This is a genomic window from Citrobacter sp. wls716 (assembly GCF_005280975.1).
In the GTDB taxonomy this organism is placed as follows: domain Bacteria; phylum Pseudomonadota; class Gammaproteobacteria; order Enterobacterales; family Enterobacteriaceae; genus Citrobacter; species Citrobacter youngae.
Map to the genome: position 1 here is coordinate 240,521 of NZ_SZWX01000021.1, position 19,683 is coordinate 260,203.

The 19,683-nt window shown below is 50.3% G+C and carries 18 protein-coding genes and 1 pseudogene; 17 read left to right on the forward strand and 2 right to left on the reverse strand.

Annotated elements, in window-relative coordinates:
- The first annotated feature begins 50 nt into the window (after positions 1-50).
- The 6 genes and pseudogenes from FDX24_RS03815 to FDX24_RS23630 form a co-directional block, all read left to right on the forward strand.
- Positions 51-914 carry an arginase family protein gene (locus FDX24_RS03815; protein ID WP_048211516.1) on the forward strand — a complete coding sequence of 288 codons (864 nt, stop codon included), beginning with the start codon at positions 51-53 and terminating at the stop codon, positions 912-914.
- Between the two features lie 85 nt (positions 915-999).
- Entirely contained in the window at positions 1,000-1,572 is a 573-nt protein-coding gene (locus FDX24_RS03820) for a TetR/AcrR family transcriptional regulator (protein ID WP_137363858.1), read from the forward strand.
- Between the two features lie 373 nt (positions 1,573-1,945).
- Positions 1,946-2,341 carry a RidA family protein gene (locus tag FDX24_RS03825; protein ID WP_048211514.1) on the forward strand — a complete coding sequence of 132 codons (396 nt, stop codon included), beginning with the start codon at positions 1,946-1,948 and terminating at the stop codon, positions 2,339-2,341.
- A gap of 26 nt (positions 2,342-2,367) precedes the next feature.
- Positions 2,368-3,336 (forward strand): threo-3-hydroxy-L-aspartate ammonia-lyase, encoded by a 969-nt coding sequence (locus FDX24_RS03830; RefSeq protein WP_101742274.1) that lies wholly within the window; start codon positions 2,368-2,370, stop codon positions 3,334-3,336.
- Positions 3,337-3,462: 126 nt separating this feature from the next.
- A complete protein-coding gene (locus FDX24_RS03835; RefSeq protein WP_048211512.1) occupies positions 3,463-4,104 on the forward strand; it encodes a transcriptional regulator in 642 nt (213 codons plus the stop codon).
- 5 nt (positions 4,105-4,109) lie between these two features.
- Positions 4,110-4,250, forward strand: a pseudogene (locus FDX24_RS23630) (pentapeptide repeat-containing protein); the annotation flags it as partial.
- 74 nt (positions 4,251-4,324) lie between these two features.
- Here FDX24_RS23630 and FDX24_RS03845 read toward each other — a convergent pair.
- A complete protein-coding gene (locus FDX24_RS03845; RefSeq protein WP_137363859.1) occupies positions 4,325-4,777 on the reverse strand; it encodes an SgcJ/EcaC family oxidoreductase in 453 nt (150 codons plus the stop codon).
- 545 nt (positions 4,778-5,322) lie between these two features.
- Here FDX24_RS03845 and sapA point away from each other — a divergent pair.
- From sapA to sapF, 5 genes are read left to right on the forward strand one after another with little or no spacing between them, the layout of a single operon-like run.
- Positions 5,323-6,966, forward strand: a complete 1,644-nt coding sequence (gene sapA / locus FDX24_RS03850) for an ABC transporter substrate-binding protein SapA (protein WP_048211510.1) — start codon at positions 5,323-5,325, stop codon at positions 6,964-6,966.
- Entirely contained in the window at positions 6,963-7,928 is a 966-nt protein-coding gene (gene sapB, locus FDX24_RS03855; protein ID WP_005126482.1) for a peptide ABC transporter permease SapB, read from the forward strand. The genes sapA and sapB overlap by 4 nt, the downstream gene beginning before the upstream one ends.
- On the forward strand, positions 7,915-8,805 hold the full coding sequence (gene sapC, locus FDX24_RS03860) for a peptide ABC transporter permease SapC (protein WP_005126480.1): 891 nt from the start codon (positions 7,915-7,917) through the stop codon (positions 8,803-8,805). Before sapB ends, sapC begins: the two co-directional genes overlap by 14 nt.
- A complete protein-coding gene (gene sapD / locus FDX24_RS03865; protein WP_003020556.1) occupies positions 8,805-9,797 on the forward strand; it encodes a peptide ABC transporter ATP-binding protein SapD in 993 nt (330 codons plus the stop codon). Before sapC ends, sapD begins: the two co-directional genes overlap by 1 nt.
- A gap of 1 nt (position 9,798) precedes the next feature.
- Complete coding sequence (gene sapF / locus FDX24_RS03870; protein WP_048211509.1) at positions 9,799-10,605, forward strand: peptide ABC transporter ATP-binding protein SapF; 807 nt, start codon at positions 9,799-9,801, stop codon at positions 10,603-10,605.
- Between the two features lie 44 nt (positions 10,606-10,649).
- Here sapF and FDX24_RS03875 read toward each other — a convergent pair whose 3' ends face one another.
- Positions 10,650-11,339, reverse strand: coding sequence for an EAL domain-containing protein (locus FDX24_RS03875; RefSeq protein ID WP_048212578.1), 690 nt, complete (start codon positions 11,337-11,339; stop codon positions 10,650-10,652).
- 512 nt (positions 11,340-11,851) lie between these two features.
- Between FDX24_RS03875 and fabI the strand changes: the two genes are divergently transcribed.
- From fabI to FDX24_RS03910, 6 genes are all read left to right on the forward strand, one after another.
- On the forward strand, positions 11,852-12,640 hold the full coding sequence (gene fabI / locus FDX24_RS03880) for an enoyl-ACP reductase FabI (protein WP_005126472.1): 789 nt from the start codon (positions 11,852-11,854) through the stop codon (positions 12,638-12,640).
- A 216-nt stretch (positions 12,641-12,856) separates the two neighbouring features.
- Positions 12,857-14,002, forward strand: a complete 1,146-nt coding sequence (locus tag FDX24_RS03885; RefSeq protein ID WP_137363860.1) for a carboxymuconolactone decarboxylase family protein — start codon at positions 12,857-12,859, stop codon at positions 14,000-14,002.
- A gap of 89 nt (positions 14,003-14,091) precedes the next feature.
- Positions 14,092-16,026: an exoribonuclease II gene (locus tag FDX24_RS03890; RefSeq protein WP_048211507.1), complete on the forward strand. Its 1,935-nt coding sequence runs from the start codon at positions 14,092-14,094 to the stop codon at positions 16,024-16,026.
- A gap of 261 nt (positions 16,027-16,287) precedes the next feature.
- Positions 16,288-18,279 (forward strand): cyclic di-GMP phosphodiesterase, encoded by a 1,992-nt coding sequence (gene pdeR, locus FDX24_RS03895; RefSeq protein WP_061068002.1) that lies wholly within the window; start codon positions 16,288-16,290, stop codon positions 18,277-18,279.
- Between the two features lie 194 nt (positions 18,280-18,473).
- Positions 18,474-18,656: a hypothetical protein gene (locus FDX24_RS03905; RefSeq protein ID WP_048211505.1), complete on the forward strand. Its 183-nt coding sequence runs from the start codon at positions 18,474-18,476 to the stop codon at positions 18,654-18,656.
- Positions 18,657-18,752: 96 nt separating this feature from the next.
- Entirely contained in the window at positions 18,753-19,505 is a 753-nt protein-coding gene (locus FDX24_RS03910; RefSeq protein WP_048211504.1) for a DNA-binding transcriptional regulator YciT, read from the forward strand.
- Positions 19,506-19,683: the final 178 nt, after the last annotated feature.

Sequence of the window (19,683 nt, forward strand, 5' to 3'; positions counted from 1 at the left end):
ACACGGATACGCCTTGAGGATCCTCTTTAGAAACTGACAGCAGGTAAATTATGGCTAAAAAAACGCTTCGACTTTCCTTCCCCCAGTGGCAGGGAGGCAACAATCCCCCCTATCATCTCGGATCACTTCTGTTGTCCTTTCTCTCGCCTGAAGCGAAAGGCCCCGTCGAGGATGTTCCGGTTGCTTTACCTGAAAGCGAGCCGCTGAGTGTAATAGATGGCATTACTGGTAAACCACAGATTCTTAAACAGTTGAACGATGCGGTGACGCGTATTGAAAAACACGATCCCGACGCGATTGTCGTATTGGGCGGTGACTGCCTGGTTTCTTTGGTGCCCTTCGCGCATCTGCTGAATAAGTACGGTGATAAGCTGGGCGTGCTTTGGATCGACTCTCACCCCGACGTGCAGACGGCTGAACAGTATCCAAATGCGCATGCCCATGTACTTGGCGCACTGATTGGCACGGGCGATAAAGATTTAGTGGACCACGTCACACACAAGGTTTCGCCGTCAAAAATTATGATTGCCGGCATTCACAATCCACTGATATACGAAAGCGACTATCTGGCCCATCACCGGATTGCGACGGTTGGCCCTGATGATGTCAAAAACGGTGCCAACGAGGTTATGGAATGGATTGCCCGCGAACACATTGAATATCTGGCGATTCATATTGATCTGGATGTTCTGGACCCGTCACTTTTCCGTTCTGTTTTGTTCGCCAAACCAGGCCGAGGGGAACATGATTTTGGCGATGTGGCTGAGGGTAAGCTGACTATTGAAGAGGTGCTTAAACTGGTTAATCTTGCTACTGCAAACGCCGAGGCCGTCGGGCTTACCATTGCTGAACATCTGCCGTGGGATATGGTGAACCTGAAGAACATGCTCAGTGCATTACCTCTCATGAAGTAACGCAAGATATCGATAAATCTCATCGCTGGTTCCAGGCCTCAAAGCACGGTAAAGTTTCGCCATAGATTCAAAGATAAAGGTCGATATGCTAATGAATACTGAAACCTACCATAAGCTTATTACCGCTGCCGCAGCCTGTTTTGCTGAGAAAGGATTCAATGCAACCAGCGTGCGCGAAATTTCCACGCGTGCAGGTATCAGCCAGGGAGCCATGTACACTTACTTCAAAAGTAAGGATGAGCTTATTCGGGCAATCGTTCTGGAAGAGCAAAACACTGCGCTGGCTGCCCATAATGAGCCCTGTAGCGGATCGTTTTTTGATCGTCTTTGCAAGCAGGTCGTTTCTTGCATAAGCGATGTCGGTTACCCTGTCACGCACAACCTTTGGATAGAGATCATGGCCGAATCGGCACGCAACCCGGAACTGAGGGAAGCGTTTATCGCCAGTGATAACATCATGCGACAAAGCATTGCGGGAATAATTGCGCAAGGTATCGCCGCAGGAGAGTTTCGTCGGGATATTAACCCACAAGCGATAACCATCATTCTGTTTGCATTTATTGACGGACTGATTGCACGTAAGGCTATTAACCCTGCGTTCTCATTGGAAACAGATGTACCAGCGTTCCCTGATTTAATGTCAAAGTTGCTTAAATAAAATACTTCCCGAGCCTGCTTTCTGATCTTTCCCCTGCCCACTTCGCGCCAGAAGTGGGCATTGTGGGTGTCAACACAATCAATACATAAAGTATCAATTTATACAATTTTCGGTGAATTGCAGCTGAACTCCCGACCACGAGTAAAAGCAAAAAATCATTTCTGCGCACTCATCATTCCTGCCCGACATCACAGCCATAAATCCTAACGTTATACAAGCATTTCAGCGGGTATGCCGATCGTTTTACGTCGTCCACAGGGCCATGTCGTTGAAAAAGAGACTGGATGCCAGGATGACGATGGTGTATAAAATAATACAAACAGTATTATTTTATACTAAATGAATCATCAATACTTAAGCTGGAGATTGAACCATGCCCACCAATATTACCCAGAACACAACCACGGATAGCTTCCCGCCAGCAGGCCATTACTCACATAGTGTGACTGCCGGAGGATTCGTTTTCATTTCTGGACAGCTACCTGTCACGACTAATGGCGAAAGAAAAGCGGATGCTTCTTTTGAAGAACAGACCAGACTGGCTCTACAGAATGTTGATGCTTGTCTGGCAGGAGCCGGCGTTTCCCGTCAGCACCTGGTATCGGTACGCGTCTATGTCACGGACATTAATCAGTGGCCGACGTTTAATCGGATCTACGGCGAATGGATCGGTGATTCCCGTCCAGCCCGTGCTGTCGCTGGCGTTGCAGAGCTTCATTACGGCTTTGCCGTAGAAATTGAAGCCATTGCGTTAGCACAACAAGTGTGACTATTAACTGTTACAGGTGAACAACAATGACTGAAATGACACTACCTGATTACCACGATGTTGCCGCGGCCGCTGAGCGCATCGCAGGTTATGCGAACAAGACACCGGTTATGACATCACGAACGGTGAATGAAGAGTTTGGCGCTGACGTTTTCTTCAAATGCGAAAACTTCCAGCGGATGGGGGCATTTAAGTTTCGCGGCGCGATGAATGCTTTGCGCCAGTTTACACCAGAACAGAGAGCAGCCGGCGTCGTGGCTTTTTCATCCGGAAACCATGCTCAGGCAATTGCCCTGTCCGCAAAATTACTGGGTATTCCGGCGACAATTATCATGCCGCACGATGCGCCAGCCGCTAAGGTTGCTGCCACGAAAGGGTATGGCGGACATGTCGTGATGTACGACCGTTATACTGAAGATCGTGAAAAAATTGGCCGGGATCTGGCAGAAAAACAGGGACTAACGCTGATCCCACCTTACGATCACCCGCACGTTATTGCAGGCCAGGGTACTGCCACGAAAGAACTGATTGAAGAAGTTGGTGCTCTTGATGCCCTTTTTGTTTGTCTGGGTGGTGGCGGTCTTCTATCTGGTTCCGCACTGGCCGCGCGACACTTGTCCCCTGATTGTCTTATCTATGGTGTGGAACCTGAGGCAGGCAACGACGGTCAACAGTCGTTTCGCAGTGGCAAAATTGTGCACATCGATACGCCGAAAACCATTGCAGATGGCGCGCAAACCCAACATCTTGGACAGCATACCTTTCCACTGATCCAGAAACATGTTAACGATATTCTGACGGTTTCAGATGATGAATTAATTGCCGCAATGAAATTTATCGCGGAACGAATGAAAATGGTCGTGGAGCCAACAGGCTGCCTTGGTTTTGCCGCCGCGAGAGCGCGAAAAGCAGGCCTTCGGGGAAAGAGAATCGGCATTATCATCAGTGGTGGCAATGTTGATATCAACCGCTACAGTGAATTCCTTGCAGGGTAATCTCATTAAGGTATCTGCGGTGCGGATACCTTATCGCTATACGCCTGTTCCAGTCTGGAAAAGAAGCCCCAGGACGCTGTAAACTGGCCGCCATAATGGCAACAGGCATCACTGCAGGAGACTGGCATGCCAAAAACCGACGATAACTCGCTACTCAATCAAATTGAAACCATCGCCAAAGGACTGAGCGATACCTTCTCTCCGTTTTGCGAGGTTGTGGTTCATGACCTCAAGAACCCTGAGCATGCGATCTTATCCATACATAATAATCTGTCCGGTCGCAAAGCTGGCCAGCCCGCAACGGAGCTTGGACTGGCGCGGATCGCATCACCTGATTTTCCTAGCATCGTTGCCAACTACAGCAATCAGTTTGCTGATGGTCGCCCGGTAAAAAGTACCTCTATTGGCATCAAGGACGAACAAGGCAAATACATCGCGGCGCTATGCCTGAATGTTGATATGACGCTATTTCGCGGGATGCAGAGTGCGCTTGCACGGTTTACTGAAACCGAGTGCTCACCTGTCAGCGAACACCTCGATCCTGGCAGTAATGAAGTGATTCGCCAGCGTATTGATAACTTTGCGGCTGAACGTGCAACAACGGCGCGAGCGCTGAAAACAGAAGACAGAAAGGTACTGATTCAACAATTGCGTAAGGAAGGTTTACTGAACGTACGAAAATCCATGGATACAGTGGCGCAGCATCTGGGAGTGTCCAGAGCAACCGCATACCTGTACGCCCGTCAGGCTAACGCTATCGGCGAATAAGTTGGTCGTTTAACTGGCGAGCAGCGAACTTCACGCATTGCGATCTGACCAATTCTGAACTGGGTGATTTAGATATTCGGGGCGTCGATTTACAAGGCGTTAAGATAGATAGTTACCAGGCCTCTTTGATCATGGAACGGTCTGGGCGGTTAGCCCTGGTTAATCAAGCCCGCAATACACCTGGGAGCGGTGAATCCCCGCCCCCTACGTATCTGTTTTGTTACCCTTCATGCATTGCTGAAGAGTGGTGGGTGGAAATTTTCCACGCCTTCCCATCCCATGCGTAAGTAAACGTATAACGGGCCGAAACAGTCGATTTGTCTGCGAAGGTGAAGGTATAGGTACCAGCATCAATCGCCTTATTACAGCCAAGGCGAATGGTACGACTGTCAATTTTCCCGGTCGGTTTCTTTGCCAGAAAATGTTCAAAATAATCCTCACGCTCAGCATCTGTTAAGCGGGCTTTATTCGACACCGTGGGAAGTAATACTGCATCACTAAGATAATTTTCAGATACTGTCTTCGCGTTACCCGTTTTCAGTGATTCATTCCACTTGTCGAATAACGCTTCGATTTGCGCTTTGTTCACCTTCACACATTCTGGGGCCGGAGTCGCAAAAACGGGGCCCGATAAAAGGATCAGTGAACAAGCAAAACCAAGTAATTGCTTCATAGTAATCATTCCATTAATGGTTAGATGGCCACAAGAAGGTCATTGATAACCGGATAGTCAAATCACCTGTAATAACCAATAGAAACCATTAACATACGCCGGGTGTAGAAAATAAAGACGTTAAATAAATGAGTAATTAATACAATGAAATAATTAGATATTTTGGCATTGATGCTCTGTATTTAACATAAACCACTACCTGAATGATTATAGTTCAGCATGCATATGATTTCTGTCCTCCTTCCCGAATCTCTTTAACGCTATCCCTTCCTTACGTTTCGGTACTTGCGACACCCCAGCACATAAATTTGGCATAGCTATACCCTCATGAAACTCGCGCTTCGTTTATTACGGGTCAGATGAGGCATGAAAATGCTAAGATAGTTTATGAGTTATATTCAAAGTGGAGCGCTGGTATGAATATTGACCAGGCCGCGACGTAGAATTTGCAACTAACTGTATGGTTGCCCCCAAACTCAAACGGTAATGGCGAATGTCATTAAATATTAGTAAGATAGCTTCTTTATTCATAGTCCCTTAAAATTATGCGCCTGGTTTTATCAACTCTGATCGTAATGGCTGGACTTCTGAGTGGTCAGGCTGTTGCCGCGCCTCTGCAGACCACGCACGCTGATATTCGTGACAGCGGCTTTGTCTATTGCGTCAGCGGGCAAGTCAATACATTCAACCCACAGAAAGCGAGCAGCGGCCTGATTGTCGACACTCTGGCAGCCCAACTCTATGACCGGCTACTTGATGTGGATCCGTACACCTACCGACTGGTGCCAGAACTGGCTGAGAGCTGGGAAGTGCTGGACAACGGCGCAACCTACCGTTTCCACTTGCGCCGCGACGTTTCGTTTCAAAAGACGGCCTGGTTTAAGCCTACCCGTAAGCTAAATGCAGATGATGTGGTATTTACCTTTGAGCGCATATTTGACCGTCACCATCCGTGGCACAACGTCAATGGCAGCAGCTTTCCCTACTTCGATAGCCTGCAATTCGCTGATAACGTGCAAAGCGTGCGCAAGCTGGATAACAACACGGTTGAATTTCGTCTGACTCAGCCAGATGCCTCCTTCCTGTGGCATCTGGCGACACACTATGCCTCTGTAATGTCGGCTGAATATGCCACACAACTGGCCAAACAGGATCGCCAGGAATTACTCGACAGGCAGCCCGTCGGTACCGGACCGTTCCTGCTTTCAGAAAACCGCGCGGGGCAATATATTCGTCTACAACGTCACGAAAAATTCTGGCGCGGCACGCCCCTGATGCCACAGGTCGTTGTGGATCTCGGTTCAGGCGGCACCGGACGGTTATCAAAGCTCCTGACCGGGGAGTGCGATGTTCTGGCCTGGCCCGCGGCCAGTCAGCTCACCATATTACGTGATGACCCACGCCTGCGCCTGACGCTGCGTCCTGGAATGAACATTGCCTATCTGGCATTCAACACCAATAAACCGCCGCTGGATAACCCCGCAGTGCGGCATGCGCTGGCACTGGCCATTAACAACCAGCGTCTGATGCAGTCTATCTACTACGGTACGGCAGAAACTGCAGCATCTATTTTGCCCCGCGCCTCGTGGGCTTATGACAATGAAGCTAAGATTACTGAATACAACCCGGCTAAATCCCGTCAGCAGCTAAAAGCACTGGGACTTGAGAACCTGACGTTGCAACTGTGGGTCCCGACCAGCTCTCAGGCCTGGAATCCGAGTCCGCTGAAAACAGCGGAACTGATCCAGGCAGATATGGCGCAGGTGGGTGTGAAAGTGAAGATCATCCCGGTTGAAGGTCGTTTTCAGGAGGCGCGATTAATGGATATGAACCATGATCTGACGTTGTCCGGTTGGGCGACGGACAGTAACGATCCTGACAGTTTTTTCCGACCGTTGCTCAGTTGCGCCGCCATCAACTCACAGACTAACTTCGCACACTGGTGCAATCCGCAGTTCGACAGCATTTTACGCAAAGCGCTGTCTTCGCAGCAGCTCTCCTCGCGTATTGACGCCTATGACGAAGCACAAAATATCCTGGCGCAAGAGTTGCCGATCCTGCCGTTGGCCTCATCATTGCGTCTACAGGCTTACCGCTATGACATCAAAGGTCTGGTGCTAAGTCCGTTCGGGAATGCGTCCTTTGCCGGGGTTTCCAGGGAAAAGACTGATGAGGTGAAAAAACCATGATTATCTTCACCCTGCGTCGCTTCTTATTGCTGCTGGTCACCCTGTTCTTCCTGACATTCATTGGGTTCAGCCTGAGCTACTTCACCCCCCATGCGCCGTTACAAGGCGCATCGCTGTGGAACGCCTGGATATTCTGGTTCAACGGTCTGATCCACTGGGATTTTGGCGTTTCCAGTATTAACGGTCAGTTAATCTCAGAACAGCTGAAAGAGGTTTTCCCAGCCACGATGGAGCTGTGTATTCTTGCCTTTGGGTTTGCGCTGATGGTCGGGATCCCCATCGGCATGCTGGCCGGCATCACACGTAATAAATGGCAGGATCGCTGCATCAGCGCATTGGCTCTGATGGGGTTTTCCATTCCCGTTTTTTGGCTGGCGCTGCTGCTGACGCTCCTCTTCTCACTGACTCTCGGCTGGTTACCCGTTTCGGGACGTTTCGATCTACTTTACGAAGTAAAACCGGTGACCGGTTTCGCCATTATTGATGCGTGGATCTCTGACTCCCCCTGGCGCGACGAAATGTTGGTCAGCGCAATCCGTCATATGGTGCTTCCGGTATTGACGCTTTCCGTCGCGCCCACCACGGAGGTCATTCGCCTGATGCGTATCAGCACCATTGAGGTCTTCGATCAGAACTATGTCAAAGCGGCAGCCACGCGCGGTTTGTCACGTTTCACCATTCTGCGTCGCCACGTATTGCACAACGCACTTCCGCCGGTCATTCCTCGTCTTGGATTACAGTTTTCCACCATGCTGACGCTGGCGATGATCACCGAGATGGTCTTTAGCTGGCCAGGGCTGGGACGTTGGTTGATTAACGCAATTCGCCAGCAAGACTACGCCGCTATTTCGGCGGGTGTGATGGTGATTGGCTCCCTGGTTATTATCGTTAACGTCATCTCTGATATTTTGGGTGCTATGGCTAACCCTCTGAAACATAAGGAATGGTATGCCTTACGATAGCGTATATAGCGAGAAGCGCCCACCCGGAACGCTACGCACCGCATGGCGTAATTTTTATGGCGATGCTTCTGCGATGGTAGGTCTGTACGGTTGTGCGGGGCTGGTCATTCTGTGTGTGTTTGGTGGCTGGTTTGCCCCTTACGGCATCGATCAGCAATTTCTTGGCTACCAACTGTTGCCACCGTCCTGGTCACGCTATGGCGAAGTGTCATTCTTCCTCGGAACCGACGATCTGGGCCGCGACGTATTAAGCCGTCTGCTCAGCGGCGCGGCCCCGACCGTTGGCGGTGCGTTTGTCGTTACCCTCGCCGCCACACTCTGCGGTCTGTTGCTGGGCGTGGTTGCCGGGGCAACGCACGGACTACGCTCAGCGGTGCTGAACCACATTCTGGATACCCTGCTGTCAATTCCATCGCTACTGCTGGCCATTATTGTGGTGGCTTTTGCCGGGCCACATCTGACGCATGCGATGTTCGCCGTCTGGCTGGCTTTACTGCCGCGTATGGTGCGCTCCGTCTACAGCATGGTGCATGACGAGCTGGAAAAAGAGTATGTCATTGCTGCTCGTCTGGATGGCGCGAGCACGCTCAATATCCTGTGGTTTGCGATTCTGCCGAATATCACTGCCGGTCTTATCACTGAAATCACCCGAGCACTGTCAATGGCGATTCTGGATATCGCCGCCCTAGGCTTCCTTGATCTCGGCGCACAGCTGCCCTCCCCAGAATGGGGCGCCATGCTTGGCGATGCGCTGGAGTTGATCTATGTTGCGCCGTGGACCGTCATGCTGCCCGGAGCGGCAATTATGATAAGTGTGCTGCTGGTAAATCTGTTAGGTGACGGCGTACGCCGCGCAATTATTGCGGGGGTGGAATAATGCCATTACTGGATATCCGCAACCTGACTATCGAGTTCAGGACCGGTGACGACTGGGTAAAAGCAGTGGACCGCGTCAGCATGACGCTAAACGAAGGTGAGATCCGTGGACTGGTCGGTGAATCGGGTTCAGGCAAAAGTTTGATCGCTAAGGCCATCTGCGGCGTCGCCAAAGATAACTGGCGCGTTACCGCGGACCGCATGCGTTTTGATGATATCGACCTGTTGCGCCTTTCCGCCCGCGAGCGACGTAAGCTGGTCGGTCATAACGTGTCCATGATCTTTCAGGAGCCGCAGTCTTGTCTGGATCCATCTGAACGTATTGGACGCCAACTGATGCAAAACATTCCCGCCTGGACTTACAAGGGGCGCTGGTGGCAACGTATCGGCTGGCGCAAACGCCGCGCAATTGAGCTCCTGCACCGCGTCGGGATAAAAGATCATAAAGATGCCATGCGCAGTTTCCCTTATGAGCTGACCGACGGTGAGTGCCAGAAGGTCATGATCGCCATCGCACTGGCAAACCAACCTCGCCTGCTGATTGCAGATGAACCCACCAATGCGATGGAACCCACAACCCAGGCGCAAATTTTTCGTCTGCTGACTCGACTGAATCAAAACAGCAATACCACCATTTTGTTGATCAGCCATGACCTGCAAATGCTCAGCCAATGGGCAGACAAAATCAACGTAATGTACTGCGGACAAACGGTGGAAACCGCGCCCAGTAAAGATTTGGTGACGATACCCCATCACCCTTATACGCAAGCGCTGATTCGCGCCATTCCTGATTTTGGTAGCGCAATGCCGCATAAAAGCCGCCTGAATACCATGCCAGGAGCAATTCCGTTGTTAGAACAGTTGCCCATCGGCTGTCGTCTGGGGCCGCGTTGCCCTTATGCGCAGCGCGAATGCATTGAAACCCCAAGACTGACCGGAGCAAAGAATCATCTCTACGCCTGTCATTTCCCGCTGAATATGGAGAGAGAGTGAGATGGTAGAAACCCTGCTCGAAGTGCGTAATCTGAGCAAAACCTTCCGCTACCGGACGGGATTATTTCGCCGCCAGACCGTCGAAGCCGTTAAACCGCTGAGCTTTACGCTGCGTGAACGTCAAACGCTCGCTATTATTGGCGAGAACGGCTCAGGCAAGTCCACGCTGGCGAAAATGCTGGCTGGGATGGTTGAGCCGACCAGCGGCGAGCTGCTGATTGACGATCATCCGCTAAAATATGGCGATTATTCATTTCGTAGTCAGCGTATTCGCATGATTTTCCAGGATCCGTCAACGTCGCTAAACCCACGGCAGCGTATCTCGCAGATCCTCGATTTTCCGTTACGCCTGAATACCGATCTGGAGCCTGAACAGCGCCGCAAACAGATTGTGGAAACTATGCGTATGGTGGGTCTGCTACCCGATCATGTTAGCTACTATCCGCATATGCTGGCCCCAGGGCAAAAACAGCGTCTGGGCCTTGCCCGTGCGCTGATTTTGCGGCCAAAAGTTATTATCGCCGACGAAGCGCTGGCTTCTCTGGATATGTCGATGCGATCGCAGCTCATCAACCTGATGCTGGAATTACAGGAAAAACAGGGGATTTCGTATATCTATGTGACCCAACATATTGGGATGATGAAACACATCAGCGACCAGGTGTTAGTCATGCATCAGGGCGAAGTTGTCGAGCGCGGCAGTACGGCGGACGTGCTGGCCTCTCCGCTACATGAGCTGACTCGTCGTCTTATTGCAGGGCATTTTGGCGAGGCGCTTACCGCCGATGCCTGGCGGAAAGACCGTTAATCAGATAATAGCCCACCAGGACGGGAGGGCTATCCGTTCTGTCATCAGTGACAAAACCGGGGCAAGAGTAGCGCGTCAACCTCAGAGAACGTGACTGACGGGAAAATTTCACCCTGCATCGCCCAAACGCCGGCGGTGCAGACCTCCTCGATAAGATGGGTCGTATCTATCCCCTCAACCACAACGCGCTCGCAATATCCCCTGATATTTTTAATCAACACCGGGAAAATTGTTTTTTCTACCTGTGACAGGAAGAAGTCGCGATCCATTTTCACAACGTCAAAACGGCCGCACACCAGCGGACTCGCGCCAATACTGCCAGATCCGAGATCGCCCAGCCACAAGGCATTTGGGCCATCACTCAGCGAATTAATCAGCAGGTTGTTCAGGCAAACTGTATTCGACAGAAAGCGTTCTGAGAGTTCCAGCGCAATAAAGGGCATGGAATGCAAGGCCGACTTAATGACGGGATCACCAATTGCTAATAGCGCCATTTCATCAATAAGGCTTAGCGTACAGAGCAGATTATTGTTCTCGAACCAATTACGCTTTTCTGCAATTAACCGAATTTGCTCAAGCATGAAATTACGTTTTTGTTCGCTACTCCATGCCGAAATGATGGAATCTGCGTGTAACGGATGAACCGTCTCAGAGGTGAAGCGGGCGAGCATCTCAACACCCAGCAACTTATCTGTTGTGTCTCTCATCGGTTCCGCGATGAAATGATAGTGCATAAGACCACTCCAATTGATCATAACGTCCTGATAATGCACTTTTAATCATAATCAATCAATAATATCGATCAATGAATCGATATTGATCGATAAAAACAATATATCATAACTAAATGAATATGGTCATATTTTTTGTTTTAAGAATGTTCTTACATTGATATGTGTTAAAACATCGACTAGAGGTCAGATCATACCATTTTAACCCTCTGACGCCTTGTATTTTCACCTTATACCCCTGCTCTTCTCTGGTTGGATGAGGCAGAACCAGGGGGGAGTGATATACTCCTCACGTGCAATGAATAGTGACAGGCCACCAGGTGCTGACAACGATTCCCTGCCCTCTGAAATGCCGATTACTGCTGCTCACCGTCTGGTGAATAGCAGAGAAAGATCGTGACACAAGGGGCAAAGAGTGGGATATAATTTCACACCAATTTCGAGTGACCTTGAAATTGCAATCATAACTCATTGATTGCTAAAAAAAATAAGTAATGACTATAAGGATTAAAGCTATGGGTTTTCTTTCCGGTAAGCGCATTCTGGTGACCGGTCTTGCCAGTAAACTGTCCATCGCCTACGGTATCGCACAGGCGATGCACCGCGAAGGCGCTGAACTGGCGTTCACCTACCAGAACGACAAACTGAAAGGCCGCGTGGAAGAATTTGCCGCTCAGCTGGGTTCCAACATCGTACTGCAGTGTGATGTGGCTGAAGACGCCAGCATCGACACCATGTTCGCTGAACTGGGCAAAGTCTGGCCGAAATTCGACGGTTTCGTACATTCCATCGGTTTCGCACCTGCTGACCAGCTGGATGGCGACTACGTGAATGCGGTCACCCGCGAAGGCTTTAAAATTGCTCATGACATCAGCGCATACAGCTTTGTTGCAATGGCAAAAGCATGCCGTTCAATGCTGAACCCTGGTTCTGCACTGCTGACGCTGTCCTACCTGGGTGCAGAGCGCGCGATCCCGAACTACAACGTAATGGGTCTGGCGAAAGCCTCTCTGGAAGCCAACGTTCGTTATATGGCTAACGCGATGGGTCCTGAAGGCGTGCGTGTGAACGCAATCTCCGCCGGCCCAATCCGTACTCTGGCGGCTTCCGGTATCAAAGATTTCCGTAAAATGCTGGCACATTGCGAAGCGGTTACGCCGATTCGTCGTACCGTTACCATTGAAGATGTGGGCAACTCTGCGGCATTCCTGTGCTCAGACCTGTCCGCCGGTATCTCCGGTGAAGTCGTTCACGTTGACGGCGGCTTCAGCATCGCCGCAATGAACGAACTGGAACTGAAATAATCTTTCAGACTTCCTCTATGGGCGACGCTCCGTCGCCCATTATTTTCCTCTCCCTTCTCCTTCGCTCGTGGCTATATATGCTTTTCTGATATTTATTATCACTTAACAATCTTTCATCACCTCATTCGCTTACGTCAGGATATCGCAGCGCAAACGATCCGGCGTACAGGTATGACGACGTATCCGGGTCGCCACTTTTTAGACCAAGGAACGCCCATGGAACAACGCCGAATTGAAGGCAAAAGCCACTGGTATCATGAGACACAGTCCAGTACATATCCGCAAGATGTTCTACCGTTGGTGCCCGAAGCCGCACACGTAGAGGACCGATTTTTGCTGGATCTGACGATACCTGCCGTTGCGCTTTTACCCTTTCAGTCCTGGTTAGAACCTGCCCGTAAACTTGCTCAACTTCTCTTCCCAGTGCATGTTTCTCTGGATTCAATGCACACGTTCAGCGCCTATGAACGTATGAGTACCGCTTTAACCGTCGCACAGGTTTGTGGCGTACAGCGTTTATGTAATCATTATGCTGCACGTCTGACCCCCCTTCCTGGCCCTAATTCATCCAGGGAAAGCAACCACCGACTGGCGCAAATCACCCAATATGCTCGCCAGCTAGCCAGCTCTCCGGACGTCATCGGCTCACGCGATCGCCAGCATCTGGAGGCGGTTGGCCTCACGACCAGCGACAGTGTTCTGATGAATCAAATCGTTGGCTTTGTCGGCTTTCAGGCCCGCGTCGTTGCGTTGTTTCAGGCCTGGTTTGGCCATCCTGTGCGACGCATTCCAGGCCTTGATATTCAGCAATTTGCCGAGGCATCCCCCTTTAGTGCAGAAGAAGCACAGTGGCACACCGCCGACCTGCCAATTGAAAAACATCTTGCCGGCACAGAAGCACATGCCAGCCATACTCCCATTGTGTTGCAAGCGCTGAGGCCATTACTTCAACACTCACCTGAAGAACTGGCGTTATTTGAAGCGCTTTTTACCAGCACATTACACAGCGATGTGCAATCACGGACATTTTCTCTGACCACGCTGTTCACATCGCGGATTAACGGTAGCGTGTCCTGCTTCAATGAGTACGCCCTCTCAGCCACTGAGCTCACTGAGATTATTACCATACTTCGCCAGGATGAGCGCCAAATACAGCGTTGGGAGCAACGACATCCGGTTGAGCGCGTCACCCTGCAGGCGGTACAATGGCTAACCCGGGCGCCCGATCGCTTTAGCGCCGCACTGCTTACTCCGTTACTCGACCAGGGTATATCTTCAGAACAGGCAATTAACGTACTGGCCTGGAGCGGATTGTGCGGATGGTTAAATCGTTTGAAGATCGCGTTGGGCGAGACGTATTAACCGATCCACTTGCTGAAAGAGCGCTTGCTGCGACTGGCAGATTCGCGTAAAACTGTCAGCCGCTCTTTCAGCCACGAAAATAGACAATTATGCTTCAGGACAACCCGCTGCTAGCGCAGCTTAAACAGCAACTACATTCCCAGACGCCACGTGCTGAAGGGGTGGTAAAAGCCACGGAAAAAGGCTTTGGCTTCCTGGAAGTCGATGCACAAAAAAGCTATTTCATTCCACCGCCGCAGATGAAAAAAGTGATGCATGGCGACCGCATTGTGGCGGTTATCCATACGGAAAAAGATCGCGAATCTGCCGAACCGGAAGAACTGATCGAGCCGTTCCTGACGCGCTTCGTGGGCAAAGTTCAGGGTAAGAATGACCGCCTGTCCATTGTGCCGGATCATCCGCTCCTGAAAGATGCGATTCCCTGCCGCGCCGCGCGTGGCGTTGAACATGAATTTAAAGAAGGTGACTGGGCTGTTGCAGAAATGCGTCGCCACCCGTTAAAAGGCGACCGCACCTTCTACGCCGAGTTAACCCAATTTATTACCTTCGCTGACGATCACTTCGTTCCGTGGTGGGTCACACTGGCTCGCCATAATCTGGAAAAAGAAGCACCCGATGGCATCGCCACTGAGATGCTGGATGAGGGTCTGGTGCGCGAGGACTTAACCGCACTGAACTTCGTCACCATCGACAGCGCCAGTACGCAGGACATGGATGACGCGCTTTACGCCGAAGAACAAACGGACGGTAAATTGCAGTTAACCGTCGCGATTGCCGATCCTACCGCCTGGATTGCTGAAGGCAGTAAGCTGGATAACATTGCAAAAATTCGTGCATTTACCAACTACCTGCCGGGGTTCAACATCCCAATGTTGCCGCGCGAGCTTTCGGACGATCTGTGTTCTCTGCGTGCTAACGAAATTCGCCCGGTTCTGGCCTGCCGCATGAGCATCACTGCTGACGGCACGATCGAAGACAATATCACCTTCTTCGCAGCAACGATTGAATCGAAAGCGAAGCTGGCCTACGACAACGTCTCTGACTGGCTTGAAGGCTCGGGTGACTGGCAGCCGGAGAATGACGCAATTGCACAGCAGATCCATCTGCTGCACCGTATCTGTCTCAGTCGTGGCGAATGGCGCCATAATCACGCTCTGGTATTCAAAGACCGCCCGGATTACCGTTTTGTTCTCGGTGAAAAAGGCGAAGTACTGGATATCGTGGCGGAACCGCGCCGCATCGCGAACCGCATTGTGGAAGAGTCCATGATTGCGGCGAACATTTGTGCTGCCCGCGTACTGCGCGACAAGCTGGGCTTTGGTATTTATAACGTGCATATGGGATTCGATCCGGCTAACGCAGAAGCACTGGCTGCCCTACTGAAAACCCATGGTATGCACGTTGATGCTGAAGAGGTCCTGACGCTGGAAGGCTTCTGTAAACTGCGTCGTGAACTGGATGCGCAGCCTTCCGGTTTCCTCGACAGCCGCATCCGCCGATTCCAGTCTTACGCTGAGATTAGCACCGAGCCGGGTCCGCATTTTGGTCTGGGCCTGGAAGCTTATGCCACCTGGACCTCGCCTATCCGTAAATATGGCGACATGATCAACCATCGCTTGCTTAAGGCCATCATCAAAGGTGAGACAATTTCCCGCCCGCAGGATGATACGACTTTGCAGATGGCTGAACGTCGCCGCCTGAACCGCATGGCCGAGCGTGATGTGGGTGACTGGCTGTATGCACGTTTTCTGAATGACAAAGCCGGCACCGACACCCGCTTTGCGGCCGAGATTATTGATGTCAGCCGTGGTGGTATGCGTGTACGTTTAATTGATAACGGCGCGGTAGCCTTTATTCCGGCCCCCTTCCTGCACGCGGTTCGTGATGAACTGGTGTGTAGCCAGGAAAGTGGTACGGTCCAGATCAAAGGTGAGGTGGTTTACAAAGTTACTGATGTCATTGACGTCACCATCGCCGAAGTGCGGATGGAAACCCGCAGCGTCATCGCGCGCCCTGCCGTATAATACGCATTAACTCAACGACCTTTCTCTTTTGTGAAAGGTCGTTTTCTTTTTTCCCGACCAATTGCCTGCCACGCACTACACTTCTTCCATCCAGTCAGATTTATTTTTTACTATTTTCCGTTCGCCAGCTTTGCTTTTTCCTGAATCTGGATTACACATAAATATATAAATAAAACAATATGTTCAGCCATCATCACCCTTTGAATTATGGCTACCCTTACTTTTGAGGCTCTATGCGCTTTAAACGGGATAGTACACATCATGAAAGACGTTCGGGAGCTGGCTACGTTGTATAGCTATGTGGGCACCCATAACCCCTACTGGCGTTTGTCAGAGGATTGCGACATCCTGCATTTCTCTATTGACGAAGCGGCAGAAACGAACCAAAACATCGAATTATCTCCTGAGCAAGCCGACCGCATTCGGGAGATGACGGTCATCACGTCAAGCCTGTTAATAACACTGTCGATTGAAGATGACGATATCCCTGTTCACCTGGTCGGGCGGAAAATAAATAAACGCGAATGGGCCGGAAGTGCATCCGCCTGGGATGATACCCCTCCGGTCGCCCGCGATTTGGCACAAGGACTTTCTTTTGCCGAACAGGTGGTCTCTGAAGCCAACTCCGTTATTGTCATCCTTGACCGCATGGGGAACATTCAGCGTTTCAATCGCCTGTGTGAAGAATATACCGGACTCAAAGAACGCGAAGTGATTGGTCAAAGTGTCTTCACGCTGTTTATGAGTCGACGCGAAGCCGCAGCCTCCAGACGCAACATCGATGTTTTCTTTCGCGAAGGTAACTCATATGAAGTCGAACGTTGGGTGAAGACCTGTAAAGGTCAGCGACTGTTTCTGTTTCGCAATAAATTTGTGCACAACGGCAGCGGTAAGAACGAAATATTTCTAATCTGCTCAGGTACCGATATCACCGAAGAACGGCGTGCTCAGGAACGCCTGAGAGTTCTGGCAAATACCGACTCCATTACCGGATTACCTAATCGGAATGCGATTCATGAACTGATCACTGAAGCCATTGAGAATGCAGGAGATACCCAGGTTGGTATTGTGTACCTCGACCTGGATAATTTCAAAAAAGTAAACGATGCCTACGGACATATGTTCGGCGATCAACTGTTGCAAAGCGTGTCACTGGCAATTCTCAGCTGTCTTGATGATAACCAGTTACTGGCCCGTTTTGGTGGCGATGAGTTTATTGTCCTCGCGACTCAAACATCTCAAGTGGCGCTGGAAGCCACGGCATCACGTATTTTGACCCGTTTGCGCCAGCCCTTCCGAATTGGCCTGATTGAGGTTTATACCGGTTGTTCGATTGGAATTTCCCTTGCACCACAGCATGGACACGACTGCGAGAGCGTTATTCGCAATGCCGATACTGCCATGTATACCGCAAAGGAAGGCGGACGGGGACAATTCTGCGTTTTCTCTCCGGAAATGAACCAGCGAGTCTTTGAGTATCTTTGGCTGGATACCAACTTGCGTAAGGCGCTGGAAAACGATCAACTGTTGATTCATTACCAGCCGAAAATAACATGGCGTGGTGAAGTACGTAGTCTGGAGGCGCTGGTGCGCTGGCAGTCCCCTGAACGTGGTCTCATTCCTCCGCTGGAGTTTATCTCCTACGCTGAAGAATCAGGCTTGATTGTGCCGCTGGGGCGCTGGGTTATTCTCGACGTTGTTCGTCAGGTCGCAAAGTGGCGCGATAAAGGGATTAATCTGCGAGTGGCCGTGAACGTTTCTGCTCGCCAGCTTGCCGATCAGACGCTGTTTACCGACCTGAAACAGGTGCTTCACGATCTCAATTTTGAATATTGCCCTATCGATGTCGAATTGACCGAGAGCAGTTTAATTGAAAACGAACACCTGGCACTGTCCGTTATTCAGCAATTTAGCCAGCTTGGGGCACAGATCCATTTAGATGATTTTGGGACGGGTTATTCATCGTTGTCTCAACTGGCCCGCTTCCCACTTGATGCCATTAAGCTGGACCAGGCGTTCGTCAGGGATATTCATAAACAACCCATTTCACAGTCGCTGGTGCGCGCTATTGTCGCAGTGGCGCAGGCGCTTAACCTACAGGTGATAGCTGAAGGCGTTGAAAGTACGAAAGAGGATGCTTTTTTGACCAAAAATGGCGTCAATGAACGTCAGGGTTTTTTGTTCGCCAAGCCAATGCCAGCCGCTGCATTTGAACGTTGGTATAAACGTCATCTGAATAAAAAATTGCGATAACGCAACAAGAAAAATGGAAGGGATAAACGTGAAAAATAGCCATAAATGGACACTACGTGATGACCATATCTGTATGTAATCACAGAATATATAATATTCTCCAATCATTCATGTTAATACTATTTTTCCCTTCTCTTTTGGCATGAATTTCTGCATCATGAAATTCAAACCTTTTTGACATTAGGATGATGACCATGTCTGATACCGACGCACAACGTCTGGCCGAGCGCATTGATACTGTGCTGGATATTCTCGTTGCAGGCGATTACCACTCAGCGATCCACAATCTCGAAATTCTCAAGGCTGAACTGTTAGATACGGTCAAAGAAGATACCGCGTCTGTGTCAAAAAAACCGAAGGCCCCGTGGGAAATCTGATGACTTCACTCACGTTATGTCGCTGTAGCCATCAGATTTCAGATAACGCAGCTACCGTTTAATTTCCGATACGATATCGCTATAAAAATTAATACTATGAATTCCCGACAACAATCTATTTTGCAGATGGTGATCGATAAAGGTCAGATGAGCGTGGCCGACCTGGCTAAAATCACCGGTGTCTCCGAAGTGACGATTCGACAGGATCTGAACACACTGGAAAAACAGAGCTACTTGCGCCGTGCGCACGGTTTTGCGGTGTCACTGAACAGTGATGATGTCGAAACGCGCATGATGACCAATTTCACCCTTAAACGTGAACTGGCCGAATTTGCGGCGTCACTGGTTAATCCTGGTGAATCCGTATTTATTGAAAATGGCAGCAGCAATGCGCTGCTGGCCAGAACGTTGGCAGAACAAAAAGATGTCACCATCATCACGGTCAGTAGCTACATCGCGCACCTGCTCAAAGAAACACCGTGTGAAGTCATTCTCCTCGGTGGGATCTATCAGAAAAAAAGCGAGAGCATGGTCGGACCGCTGACTCGCCAATTTATTCAGCAGGTACATTTCAGTAAAGCCTTTATCGGTATTGACGGCTGGCAGGCTGACACCGGCTTCACCGGGCGTGATATGATGCGCTCTGATGTGGTTAATGCGGTTCTGGAAAAAGGCGCTGAGGTGATTGTACTCACCGATAGCTCTAAATTTGAGGCCATTCATCCATACACGCTGGGCCCGTTAGACAGATTCAGTCGCGTAGTCACGGACTCCAGACTCAGCGCCAGCGTGCAAATGCAACTTGAACACTCGGGTTTAACCGTCAATATCATTGATGCTCACGCATAATACTTCAGCAGATGATTTGTCCGCGGGCAGATCATCTTCTCTCTGAGACTTATCCGACAGTCCAATTAAGACTTTTTACCTGTCGTTAACAGGATAAAGTCGTAGAATTAATGTTAGCGATATAACAGGAGCGAACAGTCACCTCAGGATTTGATTGTAACGCCCTGCGCTAAACGGT